General features: G+C 64.7%; 17 protein-coding genes. 10 read left to right on the top strand and 7 right to left on the bottom strand.

All coding sequences use genetic code 11. The annotated features are described in order from the left end of the window. The 6 genes from bioD to ABNS06_RS09315 all read left to right on the top strand — a co-directional run. Positions 1–529, top strand: a 529-nt coding sequence (gene bioD, locus ABNS06_RS09290; protein WP_348674117.1) for an ATP-dependent dethiobiotin synthetase BioD, incomplete at its 5' end; no start/stop codon positions are given. Further along, positions 504–1,001 (top strand): DUF2244 domain-containing protein, encoded by a 498-nt coding sequence (locus tag ABNS06_RS09295; RefSeq protein ID WP_348674119.1) that lies wholly within the window; start codon positions 504–506, stop codon positions 999–1,001. The genes bioD and ABNS06_RS09295, both read left to right, overlap by 26 nt. After that, positions 998–2,197, top strand: coding sequence for a cytochrome c oxidase subunit II (gene coxB, locus ABNS06_RS09300; RefSeq protein WP_348674121.1), 1,200 nt, complete (start codon positions 998–1,000; stop codon positions 2,195–2,197). Before ABNS06_RS09295 ends, coxB begins: the two co-directional genes overlap by 4 nt. An 87-nt stretch (positions 2,198–2,284) precedes the next feature. Continuing rightward, positions 2,285–3,850, top strand: coding sequence for a cytochrome c oxidase subunit I (gene ctaD, locus ABNS06_RS09305; protein WP_348674143.1), 1,566 nt, complete (start codon positions 2,285–2,287; stop codon positions 3,848–3,850). Between the two features lie 112 nt (positions 3,851–3,962). After that, positions 3,963–4,514: a cytochrome c oxidase assembly protein gene (locus tag ABNS06_RS09310; RefSeq protein WP_348674122.1), complete on the top strand. Its 552-nt coding sequence runs from the start codon at positions 3,963–3,965 to the stop codon at positions 4,512–4,514. A gap of 8 nt (positions 4,515–4,522) precedes the next feature. After that, the gene (locus ABNS06_RS09315) at positions 4,523–5,392 is read left to right on the top strand and encodes a cytochrome c oxidase subunit 3 (protein ID WP_348674124.1); all 870 of its coding nucleotides are present in this window, start codon (positions 4,523–4,525) and stop codon (positions 5,390–5,392) included. 39 nt (positions 5,393–5,431) lie between these two features. On the opposite strand, the gene ABNS06_RS09320 is transcribed toward ABNS06_RS09315, so the two are convergent. Continuing rightward, positions 5,432–5,677: a twin transmembrane helix small protein gene (locus ABNS06_RS09320; protein ID WP_348674125.1), complete on the bottom strand. Its 246-nt coding sequence runs from the start codon at positions 5,675–5,677 to the stop codon at positions 5,432–5,434. A 14-nt stretch (positions 5,678–5,691) separates the two neighbouring features. Between ABNS06_RS09320 and ABNS06_RS09325 the strand changes: the two genes are divergently transcribed. Both ABNS06_RS09325 and ABNS06_RS09330 read left to right on the top strand, forming a co-directional pair. Beyond that, a complete protein-coding gene (locus ABNS06_RS09325) occupies positions 5,692–6,387 on the top strand; it encodes an SURF1 family protein (protein WP_348674127.1) in 696 nt (231 codons plus the stop codon). Next, complete coding sequence (locus ABNS06_RS09330; protein WP_348674129.1) at positions 6,377–6,967, top strand: hypothetical protein; 591 nt, start codon at positions 6,377–6,379, stop codon at positions 6,965–6,967. Before ABNS06_RS09325 ends, ABNS06_RS09330 begins: the two co-directional genes overlap by 11 nt. Here ABNS06_RS09330 and ABNS06_RS09335 read toward each other — a convergent pair. Then, the gene (locus tag ABNS06_RS09335; RefSeq protein WP_348674130.1) at positions 6,964–7,845 is read right to left on the bottom strand and encodes a DMT family transporter; all 882 of its coding nucleotides are present in this window, start codon (positions 7,843–7,845) and stop codon (positions 6,964–6,966) included. The two genes, ABNS06_RS09330 and ABNS06_RS09335, sit on opposite strands and share 4 nt — an antisense overlap. A gap of 193 nt (positions 7,846–8,038) precedes the next feature. On the opposite strand from ABNS06_RS09335, the gene ABNS06_RS09340 reads away from it, so the two are divergent. Then, positions 8,039–9,031 carry a COX15/CtaA family protein gene (locus ABNS06_RS09340; RefSeq protein WP_348674132.1) on the top strand — a complete coding sequence of 331 codons (993 nt, stop codon included), beginning with the start codon at positions 8,039–8,041 and terminating at the stop codon, positions 9,029–9,031. Between the two features lie 2 nt (positions 9,032–9,033). Continuing rightward, positions 9,034–9,927, top strand: a complete 894-nt coding sequence (gene cyoE, locus ABNS06_RS09345) for a heme o synthase (protein WP_348674133.1) — start codon at positions 9,034–9,036, stop codon at positions 9,925–9,927. Positions 9,928–10,197: 270 nt separating this feature from the next. Here the strand turns inward: cyoE and rpoH are convergent, their stop codons facing one another. The 5 genes from rpoH to ABNS06_RS09370 all read right to left on the bottom strand — a co-directional run. Further along, a complete protein-coding gene (gene rpoH / locus ABNS06_RS09350; RefSeq protein WP_348674135.1) occupies positions 10,198–11,064 on the bottom strand; it encodes an RNA polymerase sigma factor RpoH in 867 nt (288 codons plus the stop codon). Between the two features lie 163 nt (positions 11,065–11,227). Further along, positions 11,228–12,142 carry a permease-like cell division protein FtsX gene (ftsX, locus tag ABNS06_RS09355; protein WP_348674137.1) on the bottom strand — a complete coding sequence of 305 codons (915 nt, stop codon included), beginning with the start codon at positions 12,140–12,142 and terminating at the stop codon, positions 11,228–11,230. Beyond that, positions 12,139–12,834 (bottom strand): cell division ATP-binding protein FtsE, encoded by a 696-nt coding sequence (gene ftsE / locus ABNS06_RS09360; RefSeq protein WP_348674138.1) that lies wholly within the window; start codon positions 12,832–12,834, stop codon positions 12,139–12,141. Before ftsE ends, ftsX begins: the two co-directional genes overlap by 4 nt. Positions 12,835–12,902: 68 nt before the next feature. After that, positions 12,903–13,835, bottom strand: a complete 933-nt coding sequence (gene ftsY / locus ABNS06_RS09365) for a signal recognition particle-docking protein FtsY (protein WP_348674140.1) — start codon at positions 13,833–13,835, stop codon at positions 12,903–12,905. Further along, the coding region (locus ABNS06_RS09370) for a glutamate-1-semialdehyde 2,1-aminomutase (RefSeq protein ID WP_348674142.1) at positions 13,832–14,703 on the bottom strand (872 nt) is incomplete at its 5' end. The genes ABNS06_RS09370 and ftsY, both read right to left, overlap by 4 nt.

Raw genomic sequence — 14,703 nt, forward strand, 5'->3', positions numbered from 1 at the left:
CGCGCCGGTGGCGCCCGAGTTCGCCGCGCGTGATGTGGGCGTTCGATTGGAGCGGGAACCGGTCGCGGCGGCGCATCGGCGCCTGTCCGCCAGCGCCGACAGGGTGCTGATCGAGGGCGCCGGTGGTTGGCGACTGCCGCTCAGCGCCGACGAGGAGATGCCCGACTGGGTGGCGCGGTTCGGTTGGCCGGTGGTGCTGGTCGTCGGCATGCGGCTGGGTTGCCTGAACCATGCGCTGCTGAGCGCGGAATCCATCCAGTCACGCGCGCCGCTGCTGGGCTGGATCGCCAATGTGATGCCACCCGTGCAGCGCCGGCTGGACGACAATCTCGCTGCGCTGCAACAGCGGATGCCCGCGCCCTGTCTCGGAATTCTCGGCTGCGGGCAGCGCCAGCTCGCCACGGATCGCCTGGATCGGGCGCTGTTCCGCTTTGCGCAGGATTCGTCCAATCGCATACAATCCGTTGCCGATTCGAAGGAGCGCACCTGCCCGCAACCGCGCCATGGAACCCTCCCCGAATCCATCTGAAACGCGGTTCGTCATTCGTCCGAACGGATCCCTGAGCTGGCATCAGGCCCTGGTGTTCATGGGCATGATCAGCACGGTGTCCCTGGGCATCGGAATCGCGTTCGCGTGGATGGGTTTCTGGGTGATCCTGCCGTTTGCCGGGCTTGAATTGCTGGCGCTGGGCGCGGGGCTCTACGTCAGCATGCGGGGCAATGACTACCGGGAGGTCGTCACGGTCACCGAGGATCGCGTAACGATCGAATTCGGACGAGTCGGGGTCTCTGAACGGGACATCAAGGACTACACGCGTGCCTGGGCGCGCGTTCGGCTGGAACCCGCAGGTGGCAGAACGGGACAATCCCGTTTGCTGCTCGGCTCCAGCGGCCAATTTGTGGAACTGGGGCGTTGTCTGACCGATGCCGAACGGGAACGGTTGCGTCAGCGCTTGCAAGACGTACTGGCGGCACCGGTCGCTACGTGGAGAAGCGAATGAAACGAGCAGTTAGCGCGAGCCTTCTGGGTTTGTTGCCCGGGTCAGCTCTGGCCTTGCAATGGAATCTCACGGAGGGCGTGACCGAGATCAGCCGCGAAGTCTACGGGCTGCACATGCTGATTTTCGGACTCTGCGTCGTGATCGGCATCGGCGTGTTCGGCGTGATGTTCTACTCCGTGTTCATGCACCGGAAGAGCAAGGGCGCCAAGCCGGCCAACTTCCACGAGAGCATGACTGTCGAGGTGATCTGGACGGTGATCCCGTTCGTGATCCTGATCGGGATGGCGATTCCCGCGGCCGGTACCCTGATCAAGATGGAGGATGCCTCCGACGCCGACATGACGGTGAAGATCACCGGCTACCAGTGGATGTGGGAGTACGAGTACCTGGATTCCGGCGTTCACTTCTACTCGCGGCTGGACGCCGAGGCGGACCGCGCCCGGCAGACCGGTTCCGGTGCCGACGTCGCCGCCATCGACAACTACCTGCTGGAAGTCGACAACCGCGTCGTGCTGCCGGTGGGCAAGAAGATTCGCTTCCTGCTGACCGCGCATGACGTGCTGCACGCCTGGTACGTGCCGGACCTGGCGGTCAAGAAGGACGCCGTGCCGGGCTTCGTGCGCGAGATCTGGACCAAGATCGACGAGCCGGGTATCTACCGCGGCCAGTGCGCCGAGCTTTGCGGCCGTGACCACGGCTTCATGCCGATCGTCGTCGAGGCCCTGCCGCAGGACGAGTACGACCAGTGGGTCGCGTCGCAGACCGGTGGTGCGACCACCGATGTCCCGGCGGACATGGAAGCCGAAGCCACGGATGCGGCCGAACAGCAGGTGGCGATGGCGTCTGACGCCGAGCCCGAAGCCGAACAGGCCGACGCGGCGGACAGCGCACCCGCCGAGATGGGCAAGGATGAGCTGATGGCGGCCGGCGAGAAGGCCTACAAGACCAACTGCTCCGTCTGCCACAAGGACACGGGTCAGGGCATGCCGCCGGCGTTCCCGTCGCTGGTCGGCAGCGCCGTTGTCGGCGGCGAACCGGCCGCTCAGATCCAGCAGGTGATCAACGGCAAGAATGCGATGCCTCCGTTCGGACATCTGTCCGACACCGATATCGCCGCCGTCATCACCTACACCCGCAATTCCTGGGGGAACGACTCCGGTGTCGTTCAGCCCGCCGACGTCGCCGCGCAGCGCTAGGAGTACCAAGACATGAGCTCAGCAGTGGATCATCACGACGACCATCACGGTCCGGTCACGCTGAAGGACGGCTTCGGCAAGTGGGTCATGCGGTGGATTTCCACCACCAACCACAAGGACCTGGGCACGCTGTACCTGTGGTTCGCGTTCATCATGTTCTTCGTCGGCGGTGCGATGGCGCTGGTCATCCGCGCCGAGCTGTTCGAGCCGGGCATGCAGTTCGTCCAGCCCGAGTTCTTCAACCAGATGACGGCGATGCACGCGCTGGTCATGATCTTCGGTGCGGTGATGCCGGCCTTCGTCGGTCTGGCGAACTGGATGATCCCCATGATGATCGGCTGCTCCGATCTGGCGCTGCCGCGTGTCAACAACTGGGGCTTCTGGATCCTGCCGTTCGCGTTCACGATCCTGTTGTCGACGCTGTTCGTGCCGGGTGGCGCGCCGGCGGCCGGCTGGACCATGTATCCGCCGCTGTCGCTGCAGACCTCCAACGCCTTCCCGATGCTGATCTTCTCGGTCCATCTGATGGGTATCAGCTCGATCACCGGCGCGATCAATGTCGTCGTGACCATTCTGAACATGCGCGCGCCGGGCATGACCCTGCTCAAGATGCCGCTGTTCGTATGGACCTGGCTGATCACGGCCTATCTGCTGATCGCGACCATGCCGGTGCTGGCGGGTGCGGTGACGATGCTGCTGACCGACAAGTACTTCGGCACCAGCTTCTTCTCGGCCTCCGGTGGCGGTGACCCGGTGATGTTCCAGCACATCTTCTGGTTCTTCGGTCACCCCGAGGTCTACATCCTGATTCTGCCGGCCTTCGGCATCGTGTCGACGATCATCCCGACCTTTGCTCGCAAGACGCTGTTCGGCTACGACTCGATGGTCTACGCGACCGCGTCCATCGCGTTCCTGTCGTTCATCGTGTGGGCCCACCACATGTTCACCGCCGGCATGCCGGTGGCGGCCGAACTGTTCTTCATGTTCTCGACCATGCTGATCGCGGTGCCGACGGGCGTGAAGGTGTTCAACTGGGTGGCGACGATGTGGCGTGGCTCGATGACCTTCGAGACGCCGATGCTGTTCGCCGTGGCCTTCGTGTTCCTGTTCACCATCGGCGGGTTCTCCGGCCTGATGCTGGCCATCGCGCCGGTCGACTTCCAGTATCACGACACCTACTTCGTTGTGGCGCATTTCCACTACGTGCTGGTACCGGGCGCGGTGTTCGCCATCATGGGCGGCGTGTACTACTGGCTGCCGAAATGGACCGGTGTGATGTACAACGAAAAGCTGGGCAAGCTGCATTTCTGGCTGACCGCGATCTTCGTCAATGTCACGTTCTTCCCGATGCACTTCTCCGGGCTGGCCGGCATGCCGCGTCGCATTCCCGACTACGCCGTGCAGTTCGCCGACTTCAATATGTGGTCGTCGATCGGCGCCTTCGGCTTCGGCTTCGCGCAGCTGATCTTCCTGTGGGTCGTGGTGCAGTCCTGCCTGAAGAAGGGTGAGGCGGCGACCTCCCGCGTCTGGGAAGGCGCGCATGGTCTGGAATGGACCGTGCCGTCGCCGGCGCCGTACCACACCTTCGAAGAACCGCCGATGATTGCCGATGCCGAGATCACCGCGGTGCACGACGAGCCCGCGAAGGCTTGAGCCGAGGGGTCGTGAGCAATCGCCCGACGCGCAAGAACGTGATCACCGCCCTGATCCTGGCCGGTGTCGCGGTGGGCTTCTATGTCGCGTTCTTCGTCGTGATGAGTCGTTGATGGACGACGAGCAGGACAAGGTCGGGTCGTGGTGGCTGGCGGCCAAGCTGTTCGGCGTCACGGCGGTGATGTTCGCGTTCGGCTTCGCGCTGGTGCCGCTGTACGAGGTCGTGTGCGAGATCACCGGCTTCAATGGTCAGAACAAGGGGCTGACCCTGGTCGCCAGCGTGGATGAGGCGCCGGTGGAAGATCGGACGGTGCGGGTCGAGTTCCTGACCAGCGTGCATGCCGGTCTGGACTGGGATTTCGCATCGGAGAGGGATTCGATCGAGGTCCACCCGGGCAAGCTGTATACGGTGAATTTCACCGCGGCGAACCACGAGGGCCGCGACATGGTGGGACAGGCGCGTCCCAGCGTGGCGCCCTGGCAGGCGGCGAAGCACCTGCGCAAGACGGAATGTTTCTGCTTCAGCCAGCAACCGATGGAAGCGGGCGAAGAGAAGTTGATGCCGGTTCGGTTCATGATCGATCCGGAACTGCCGGACTCGGTCGATACCGTGACCTTGTCCTATACGTTTTTTGAAATCGAGAACGTCGCGCAAGCGAACTAGGGGTTCAGATGTCAGCAGCTACCTCCTCTGCAGATCACTATTACGTTCCGGCACCGAGCTGGTGGCCGTTCGCGATGACCGCGGGAATCGCCGCCCTGCTTTATGGCGTGATGGGTTATCTCAACGGGTCCTCGTTCGTGACCATTCCCGTCATCGTCGGCTCGTTGCTGCTGATCTCGATGGTCGTGATCTGGTTCCGCGACATCATCCACGAGTCCGAGTCCGGCCTTTACAACAAGCAGGTCGACGCGACCTACCGCTGGGGCATGAGCTGGTTCATCTTCAGCGAGGTCATGTTCTTCGCCGCGTTCTTCGGCGCGCTGTACTACGCGCGGATGATCTCCGTGCCGTGGCTGGGCGGTGAAAACGTGCTGACCAACGAATACCTGTGGAAGGGTTTCGAGGGCGGTTGGCCGACCAACGGGCCGAGTGATCTCGGTGGCGAGTTCTCCACGATTTCCGCCTGGGGCATTCCGTTCCTGAACACCTGCCTGCTCGTGGCATCCGGCGTCACCTTCGAGATCGCCCATCACGCGCTCAAGGAAGAGAAGCGGGCCAAGTGCATCGCGGCCATGGTGGCGACCATCGCCCTGGGCGCGGTCTTCATGTATTACCAGATGCACGAATACGCGGAGGCCTACGGCCATCTGAACCTGACGCTGGGTTCAGGCGTCTACGGTTCCACGTTCTTCATGCTCACCGGATTCCACGGCATGCACGTGACCCTGGGCGTGATCATGCTGACGGTGATGACCATCCGCATCGCACTCGGTCACTTCACCAAGGATCAGCACTTCGGCTTCGAGGCCGTCGGCTGGTACTGGCATTTCGTGGACGTGGTCTGGATCGGCCTGTTCATCTTCGTCTACGTCGCCTGACGCGACGCGGACGAGGGCTTCGGCCCGAGACAGCGCCGGCTATGATGCCGGCGTTGTCGTCTCTGACGGTGGCGGCGGGTCCAGTGGACCGCCATGCGGCCTGATCCAGCCCATGAAGTAGGCCAGCACGAGGAACAGGATCAGCGCGATTTGCAGCCCGACGCGCCAGCTGAGCGCCTTGAACAGGTTGCGGGACGCCGTGCCGCCCTCACGCAGCAGAAAGTAGAACCCCACCGCGAGCGAGGTCACGATGGCCAGCAGGAACAGCGCGAGAATCCAGGTCATGGCCCGAGTTTGACATGAAACCCGGTCGGATCTTCATCGCTGTTCTGGTCATTCTGCTAACCGGGGTCATGGGCTCGGCGGCGGTCTGGCAGTACGGTCGGGGTGTCGATCGCGGGGCGGAGCTGGAGCGGGTCAGATCCATGGGCGAGCGCCCGCCGCGTGCGCTGACCATCGAGGAATTGTCCACCGTCGGCAGCCTGGTGCCGGTGCGCCTGTCCGGGCGTTTCGATGCCGACCACCAGATCCTGCTGGACAACCAGACGCGTGATGGTCAGTTCGGCTACCACGTCTGGACGTTGCTGGAGTCGGGCGCCGCCGCCGTGCTGGTCGACCGGGGCTGGATCGCCGGTTCGTCGTCCCGCGACGAGTTGCCGGTCTGGCAGACACCCGGGGGGGTGGTCGAGGTCGTCGGGCACCTGCGTGCGTTGCCGCAGGCCGGTATCGCGACGCAGGGCAATCCCTGTCCCGTCCGGCAGTGGCCTGCGCGGTTGCACTATCCGGATGCGCAGACGCTGGAATGCGTGTTGGACCGGGAACTGTCACCAGGCCTGTTCCAGCTGCTGCCGGAGTCGGATCACGGGTTTGCCCGCAGCGTGGAAACACCGGGGTTGCCGCCGGAACGTCATTTCGCCTATGCCGGCCAATGGGCCGCGCTGACACTGGCCCTTTGGGTCCTGACCTGGATTGTTTGGAGACGCCGTGAGCGCTAAATCATCAGGCCGCTGGCAGTTCTATCTGCTGATCATCCTGTTCTTCGGACCGTTGCTGGTCGCCACCTGGCTCTACTTCGGCACATCGATCCGCCCCAGCGGGCAGACCCATCATGGGAACCTGCTCGATCCGGTGCGTCCGCTGCCGGCGGCGACCCGCTGGTACACGCCGAACGGTGACATCGCCGCCGACCTGAGCGACGAGCTGTGGACGCTCTTGCAGTTCGTGCCCGATCCCTGCGATGAGGCCTGCCAGAATGATTTGTACCGATCGCGCCAGATGTGGCTGGCGCTGGATCGGCGTCGCGTCCGCGTGCAGCGCATTGCCATCGTCGCCAACGAGGCCGAGGCGCGCGCGCTCGCCGACATCGCGCAGGAAGCCGATCCGAATCTCAAGCTGCGTGTCGTCGCGCCGGACGATCCGCTGCGGGACTTTCTCCGCGACCCGGCGCATCCGCAGGGGACGTTCTACGTGATCGATCCAATCGGCAACTGGGTGCTGTGGTATTCGCCGGACACCGACCTGCGCGACATCCACACCGACTTCAAAAAGCTGCTGCGGTTGTCGAAGATCGGCTAACCCGCCACGACGACCAGCACGCCGATCGCCGCCAGCAGGCTACCCAGCCACTGGCGTGCCACCATGCGTTCCTTGAGGAATGCGGCGGCCAGGATCAGCACGAACACCGCTGAGGTTTCGTTCAGCACCGCGGCAATCGAGGCGTCGGCGTACTTGTAGCCTGCCAGCCACATCAGCATCGCCACATAGGTGCCGACAAAGGACGCGGCGATGGTGCGTTTCCATGCGGTGGCACGGGCGAACTCGGCCAGTACCCGTGCCTGGCGCCGTTGCACCCACATCATGATCAGCATGCCGCCGACGCCGCCGATCACGCGAATCTGCACGGCCCAGATGAATGGCTCCGTCTCTAGTGCCGGCTTGGCCATGACAATGCCGCTGGCCATCAGCGCCATGGCCGCCCCCAGCGCGAGTACGCCGCTGCGGTCGGCCTTGGGCGCCAGCGGGTGAGTGCGCCGCCAGTTCACCACGGTTACGCCGATCAGCGTCAGCACGACGCCGAACCATTGCAGAGCGCCCAGGCGCTCGCCGAGAAACGCGAAGGACAGCAGGATCACGAACGGGGACAGCAGCATGCTGCCGATCGCGGTGCGTGACGGTCCCAGGCTATTCAGCGCGCGGAAGAAGAGGGTGTCCGCGATGCCGATGCCGATGAATCCGGACAGCAGCAGCACAGCCCAGTTGCCGGCCGAGATCGCCGGCCACGCCGTGCCGTGAGCGACCAGGATGGTCGGGGTCAGCAGCACCAGCATCAGCACGTTCTTGAACAGGTTCAGCGCGAACGGGCCGAGCTGCTGTCCCGACAGACGAAACAGGATCACGGCGACGCCCCAGGCGAAGGCACTGGCCAGCGCGAAGAATTCGCCGATTCCGATCATGATGGGTGGGACTGGGAAGGGCGGCGTAGTCTAGCGGTGTTTCCTGTCGTGCGAGGCATCGGGGGCTGGCGTCCACCCGCGGCGTCCGGTGCGGGAATTCCACCCGACGGGGTCATTCACCGCAAAAGCCGGAGCCGTCCGAGTTACAATACGCGGCCGCGCAATTCTTGGCCGCCTCCGGCTTCTTAACTTCATGTTCCGTAACCTGTCTGTTCTCGCATTCGGGCTGTGCTTCTGTGTCGTCGTTCTCGGCGCCTTCGTGCGGCTGTCCGATGCCGGTCTGGGCTGTCCGGACTGGCCCGGGTGCTACGGTCATGTCGGCGTGCCGGAGACCGTCGACGAGGTCACGGTCGCCAACGCGGCTTATCCCGAGCGCCCGGTCGAGGCGCACAAGGCCTGGAAGGAAATGATCCACCGCTACGCGGCCGGTGCGCTGGGCCTGCTGATTCTCGGCATGTCGGTGGCATCGATGCTCCAGCGACGCGGGCGCAAGCTGCCACATGTATTGCTGGGACTGGTCGTGTTTCAGGCGGCGCTTGGCATGTGGACGGTGACGCTGCTGCTGAAACCCCTGATCGTGACCAGCCATCTCATCGGCGGCATGACGCTGCTGGCATTGCTGGCGCTGGTCACCCTGCGCGAGCGCGACTGGATGGCCGGGTGGCCGGTGCCGACGTCGAATCACATGCCGCATTTCGCCGTCGCGGCGCTGGTCATGGTCTGCGTGCAGATCTTCCTGGGCGCCTGGACCAGCACGAACTACGCGGCCCTGGCCTGCGCCGACTTTCCGACCTGCCACGGCAAGCTGTGGCCGGAGACCGACTTTGTTCAGGGATTCACGTTCTGGCACGGGTTGGGGATCAACTACGAGTTCGGCGTGCTCGACGGACCCGGCCGCACCGCGATTCACATGACCCATCGCGTCGGCGCATTGCTGACGGCGATCATCGTCGGTGCGCTGGTCGTGCGCCTGTTGCGCGAATCCGGTGCTTCGAACCGGTGGCGTCGTCTGGGCGTGATTCTGCTGCTCGCGCTGCTGCTGCAGATCACTCTGGGCATCCTGACCGTGGTGCTGCATCTGCCGCTGCCGGTGGCTACGGCGCATAACGCCGGGGCGGCCTTGCTACTATTGGTGATCGTCGCCATCAACTGGGCTGTGTTCAACAGCCGGCGGATTCGCCAGTGACCATGTCCACCACCGCCACGCAAGCGGGTCTCAACGAACGACTCAACGACTACTACGAGCTGACCAAGCCGCGTGTGGTCATGCTGATCGTGTTCACCGCGATCGTCGGCATGTTCCTGGCGACCCCGGGCCTGCCGCCGCTGGAGCCGTTTCTGCTCGGGACCATCGGTATCGCGCTTTGCGCGGCCAGCGCCGCCGTGATCAATCAGGTCGTCGACCGGCAGATCGACGCGCGCATGAGTCGTACCAGCCGACGGCCGATCGTCCAGGGGCATGTCGGTGTCGGCGAGGCCTACGCCTTCGCGGCCCTGCTGGGCGTGCTGGGCGCCGGCCTGCTGATCTGGCGCGTCAACGCCCTGACCGCGTGGCTCACGCTGGCGTCGCTGGTCGGGTATGCGCTGGTCTACACGCTTTATCTCAAGCGGGCGACGCCGCAGAACATCGTCATCGGCGGTGCGTCGGGAGCAGCGCCGCCGGTATTGGGCTGGGTGGCGATCACCGGCGAGATTCACGCGCACGCGCTGTTGCTGTTCCTGATCATCTTCGTCTGGACACCGCCGCATTTCTGGGCGCTGGCCATCGACCGTCGCGAGGACTACGCGCGGGCGGGCATTCCGATGCTGCCGGTGACGCATGGCGATCGGTTCACCCGGCTGCAGATCCTCTGTTACACGGTGTTGCTGGCGCTGGTGACCCTGCTGCCGTATCTGACAGGCATGAGCGGTGTGGTCTATCTGGTGGCGGTGCTGGGTCTGAACGCCGGCTTTCTCTGGTACGCGGTGCGTCTGTACCTGACCACCGCCGCGCCGCTGCCCATGCAGACCTTCGGCTACTCGATTCTCTACCTGATGGGATTGTTCACGGCGCTGCTGGTCGATCACTACGTTCCGCTTTAGCGGGCGGCGGGGTGAGCGATGGGGTCGCGGCGGATGGCGCCGGAAACAAATTGGCCTCCACGAATGGAGGCCAATCAAGACTATCCCCAGTTATTATTATGAATTCATTGCCGTGGCACTCGTCCTGAGCGGGCTAGCGCCACGAGAAGACCAGATAGAGCCTTCTCGTCAGTGGGAACTTTTTACCTAAATTTAACGACTCGCGCAAGGTTTTTCTGCAGGCAATAAAAAACCCGGCATGTCGCCGGGTTTATTCGTTTGGGCCCGTGTTCAGGCCGCGATGGCCTTGCGCAGCTTCTTGATCGCCGCAGCCTCGATCTGGCGGACCCGCTCGGCGGAGATTCCGTAGACCTCGGCCAGTTCCTTCAGCCCTGTCTTGCTGTCCTCGGACAGCCAGCGCTGGTTGAGAATGTCGCGGCTGCGGTCGTCCAGGGTCTCCAGTGCGGTGCTGAGCTGGCGGCGCTGACGCGCATCCCAGTCGGCATCTTCCAGCGCGGAGGCCGGGTCGGAATCCTCCGACGCCAGGTACTGCTCCGGTGCGTAGACCGGGCTGTCCTCGTCGTCGCTGCCGGAGGCGGCGAAGGAGACGTCCTGCCCGGACAACCGGCGCTCCATCTGCAGCACGGTTTCGGGTTTCACGCCGAGATCGCTGGCGACGGCTTCGACCTCTTCCTGATTCATCCAGCCCAGGCGTTTCTTCGCGCTGCGCAGGTTGAAGAACAGCTTGCGCTGGGCCTTGGTCGTGGCGACCTTGACGATGCGCCAGTTGCGCAGGATGAACTCGTGAATCTCGGCCTTGATCCAGTGCACGGCGAAGGAGATGAGGCGGACGCCGACATCCGGATCGAAGCGCTTGACGGCCTTCATCAGGCCGATGTTGCCTTCCTGGATCAGGTCGGCCATCGGCAGGCCGTAGCCCATGTAGCCGCGTGCGATGTGCACGACGAAGCGCAGGTTGGACATCACCAGATGCTGCGCAGCGGAGAGATCGCCCTGTTCGGTATAGGCACGCGCGATCGCCCGTTCATCTTCCGGTTCGAGAACCGGAATGCTGTTCACGGAGTGAATGTAGGCATCCAGGCTGCCGGTCAACGGCACCAGGTTGGCCTGTTGTGAAAGCGCCAGAGCTTGCGTCATGGGAACCCTCCTTGCGGCCACTCATACTACCACGTCCACCGTGAGTCGGTGGACCCCCTTGCGTTGTGGATAAGACGCGTCAGCACGCGAAAAGTTCCGTATCCGCGGGGATGAAATCGGCCGCTTTCGGCCTCGATTTCGAGGGGTGGCGCAGGGGCGGTTGCTAGCGCGGAACAATGGCGCCGAGATGACGCGCGACGGTCCAGGCGGCGCCGAACCAGCCCAGCGCGACGCCGATGCCCAGCAGGCCGAGGCTGCTGGAGAACCCGAGGCCCCGAATGACGAAGCTGGACTGGTACAGCGCCGCCAGGTGGCCGGCCGGGCCGGCCATCAGCGCGACGGCGATGCCGAGGAGGATCAACGCCGCGATGCCGCCGAGAAAGCCGTACCAGAACCCGGTGTAGAGAAACGGCCGGCGGACGAAGGCGTCGGACGCGCCGACCAGCTTCATGATGACGATCTCGTCCTTGCGGTTCTCGATATCCAGCCGGATGGTGTTGCCGACAGTCAGGATGACCGCGATTGCGAGCAGGGCGGCGATGATCATCGCCGCGCGCTGCACCGTGGCCAGGATCGCGAACAGGCGGTCCAGCCACTGGTGATCCAGCTTCGCCTCGACCACACCGGGCAGCTCGCTGAGCCCGCGGACGGTGGCGTTGATCGCGTCCGGGGACTGGTTGGTCTTGAAGCGGACGACAACGACCGCCGGCAAGGGATTGTGGTCGAGCAGGTCCAGTGCTTCGCCGAAGCCCGACAGTGCACGGAACTCTTCCAGTGCCTGCTGACGCGAGATGTAGCTTGTGCCGCGTACGGATTCCCGGCTGCGGATGTCCGAGGCAAGCATCTGACCGGCCTTGTCGTCGACGGAGTCGGCCAGGAACAGCGAGGCGGTCAGCGAACCTTCCCAGCTGTACCCCACCGAGTTGACGTTGCTGACCATGAGATGCAGCCCCGCCGGCAACGCCAGCGTGATGCCGATGACCAGCGTCGTCAGCGCGGTGGCCACCGGGCGCTGATAGAGACGGCCCAGCGTGAACACCAGCGTCTGCGCATGTCGCTTGAAATACTCGGCGATCACTGCGGCGTCTCGTAGGGTGCCGCGGCTGCACGATCGGCGATATGGCCGCCCTTGAGCTGGATCTCCCGGTACGGCAGCGAGCGGATCAGCTCGACGTCGTGGGTCGCGATCAGCAGGGAGACCCCGACCTCGTTGAAGCGCTGGAACAGGTCCATGATCTCGGCCGACAGCTCCGGATCGAGGTTGCCGGTGGGCTCGTCGGCCAGGATCAGCGGTGGCTTGGCGACGATCGCCCGTGCGATCCCGACCCGCTGCTGCTCGCCACCGGACAGCACGATCGGGTACTGGCGTTCCTTGTCCAGCAGGCCGACCGTGTCCAGCGCGGCGCGAACGCGGCGGGCGATGGTGTCGCGGGTCTCGCCACGGATCACCAGCGGCAGGGCCACGTTGTCGAACACCGTGCGGTCGTTCAGCAGATTGAAGTTCTGGAAGATCACGCCGACGTTGCGGCGGAACCTTGCGACCTGGCTGCGCCGCACCTTGCTGATGTTCTGGTTGTTGATGACCACCTGGCCGCGGGTCGGGCGTTCGATCAGCGCGATCAGTTTCAGCAGGGTGGATTTGCCGGCGCCGGAATGCCCGGTCAGGAACGCCATCTCGCCCTGTTCCAGGGTCAGGGTGACGTCGGACAGGGCGTCATGGCCGCCCGGGTAGCGTTTGGCCACGCGATGCAGGTAGACGATGTCACCCATGGTTCAGATTCCCCGTGTCCCAATGGCGCGCGGATTCGCGACGCCGGTGTTGCCCGACCCCGGTCGGGCTAGCGTTCGAACATCGCGGCGATGAATGCCCGGGCGTCGAACTGGCCCAGATCATCCGCCGATTCGCCAACCCCGACAAAGCGGATCGGCAGACCCAGTCGCTTGGCAATGGCGAACACGATACCGCCTCGGGCGGTGCCGTCCAGCTTGGTCACGGTGATGCCGGTCAGACCGACGGCTTCGTGAAACTGGATCGCCTGATTGAGTGCATTGTTGCCTGTGGTTGCGTCCACCACCAGCATCACCTCGTGCGGCGCGTAGGCGTCGTGTTTCTGCACCACGCGCTTGATCTTGCGCAGCTCCTCCATCAGATGGCCCTGCGTGTGCAGGCGGCCGGCGGTGTCGGCAATCACGACATCGATCCCGCGGCCCTTGGCGGCCTGCACGGCGTCGTAGATGACCGAGGCCGAGTCCGCGTTCTGGCCCTGCGCGATGACCGGGACGTTGTTGCGCTCGCCCCAGGTCTTGAGCTGCTCGACGGCGGCGGCGCGGAAGGTGTCGCCCGCCGCCAGCAGCACCGACTTGCCTTCCTGCTGAAACCGGCGTGCCAGCTTGCCGATCGTGGTGGTCTTGCCGGCACCGTTCACGCCGACCATCAGGATGATGTAGGGGCGAATGAAGTCGGGGATGTCCAGTGGCTCGGACACCGGGTCGAGAATCCCGCCCATCACGTCGGTGATGGCCTTGCGCAACTGGTCCGCGTTGCGGATACGGCCTGCGTTGGCCTCGGCGCGCAGATGGTCGACGATCGTCATCGTGGCCTCGACACCCACGTCGGCGGTCAGCAGCCGGGTCTCGATTTCCTCCAGCGCGTCGTCGTCCAGGCCCTGGCCGGGTAACAGGTTTGCCAGATCGTAGGTGAGCCAGGAGTCGCCCTTGTTGAGCTTGGCCCGCAGGCGGGTGATGAACCCGCCCTGTTCGGTGGTACTCATCCGATCCAGACCTCGCGGGCGGCCTCGATGGTCTGATCGATGTCGTCGGCGGTATGGCTTGCCGAGACGAAACCGGCCTCGAACGCCGACGGCGCTAGGTAGACGCCGTGATCCAGCATGGCGTGGAAGAAGCGGCCGAAGGCGGCGGTGTCGCAGGCGGTGATGTCGGCGTAGCCGCGCACCGGGCCGTCGGTCATGTACAGGCCGAACATGCCGCCCTGCCAGTCGCCCTGCAGCGCCACGCCAGCGCCCTTGGCGTGGGTGACCAGGCCCTGCACCAGGCGGGCGGTCATGGCCTCCAGCGCCTCGTAGAAACCCGGCGCCTGCAACGCCTGCAATGTGGCCAGGCCGGCCGCGGTCGCCAGCGGGTTCCCGGACAGCGTGCCGGCCTGGTAGACCGGTCCCGTGGGCGCCAGCTGCTCCATCAGGTCGCGGCGCCCGCCCAGCGCGCCGACCGGCAGTCCGCCGCCGATCACCTTGCCCAGCGTGGTCAGGTCGGGCGTGATGCCGTGGACCGACTGCGCGCCGCCCAGGGCGACGCGAAAGCCGGTCATGACCTCGTCGAAGATCAGCACGGCGCCATGTTCGTCACAAAGCGTGCGCAGGCCCTCGAGGAAGCCGTCGACCGGCTTGACGAAGTTCATGTTGCCGGCGATCGGCTCCAGGATGATCCCGGCGATGTCGTCGCCATGTTCGGCGAACAGCGCGCGGACCGATTCCAGGTCGTTGTAGGTGGCGGTCAGCGTGTGACGGGCGACGTCGGCCGGAATGCCGGGAGAACTCGGCACACCCAGGGTGAGCGCGCCGGAGCCGGCCTTGACCAGCAGCGAGTCGGCGTGACCGTGGTAGTTGCCCTCGAACTTGACGA

The organism is uncultured Abyssibacter sp. (assembly GCF_964000955.1).
Lineage (GTDB): Bacteria > Pseudomonadota > Gammaproteobacteria > Nevskiales > OUC007 > Abyssibacter.

Bases quoted from the DNA above. Each gene is read 5' to 3' on its own strand.
- cyoE (WP_348674133.1), top strand. From the start codon at position 9,034: ATGTCCACCACCGCCACGCAAGCGGGTCTCAACGAACGACTCAACGAC.
- ABNS06_RS09340 (WP_348674132.1), top strand. From the start codon at position 8,039: ATGTTCCGTAACCTGTCTGTTCTCGCATTCGGGCTGTGCTTCTGTGTC.
- ftsE (WP_348674138.1), bottom strand. From the start codon at position 12,834: ATGGGTGACATCGTCTACCTGCATCGCGTGGCCAAACGCTACCCGGGC.
- ftsY (WP_348674140.1), bottom strand. From the start codon at position 13,835: ATGAGTACCACCGAACAGGGCGGGTTCATCACCCGCCTGCGGGCCAAG.
- ABNS06_RS09320 (WP_348674125.1), bottom strand. From the start codon at position 5,677: ATGACCTGGATTCTCGCGCTGTTCCTGCTGGCCATCGTGACCTCGCTC.
- coxB (WP_348674121.1), top strand. From the start codon at position 998: ATGAAACGAGCAGTTAGCGCGAGCCTTCTGGGTTTGTTGCCCGGGTCA.
- ABNS06_RS09310 (WP_348674122.1), top strand. From the start codon at position 3,963: ATGGACGACGAGCAGGACAAGGTCGGGTCGTGGTGGCTGGCGGCCAAG.
- ctaD (WP_348674143.1), top strand. From the start codon at position 2,285: ATGCGGTGGATTTCCACCACCAACCACAAGGACCTGGGCACGCTGTAC.
- ABNS06_RS09315 (WP_348674124.1), top strand. From the start codon at position 4,523: ATGTCAGCAGCTACCTCCTCTGCAGATCACTATTACGTTCCGGCACCG.
- rpoH (WP_348674135.1), bottom strand. From the start codon at position 11,064: ATGACGCAAGCTCTGGCGCTTTCACAACAGGCCAACCTGGTGCCGTTG.
- ABNS06_RS09335 (WP_348674130.1), bottom strand. From the start codon at position 7,845: ATGATCGGAATCGGCGAATTCTTCGCGCTGGCCAGTGCCTTCGCCTGG.
- ABNS06_RS09325 (WP_348674127.1), top strand. From the start codon at position 5,692: ATGAAACCCGGTCGGATCTTCATCGCTGTTCTGGTCATTCTGCTAACC.
- ABNS06_RS09295 (WP_348674119.1), top strand. From the start codon at position 504: ATGGAACCCTCCCCGAATCCATCTGAAACGCGGTTCGTCATTCGTCCG.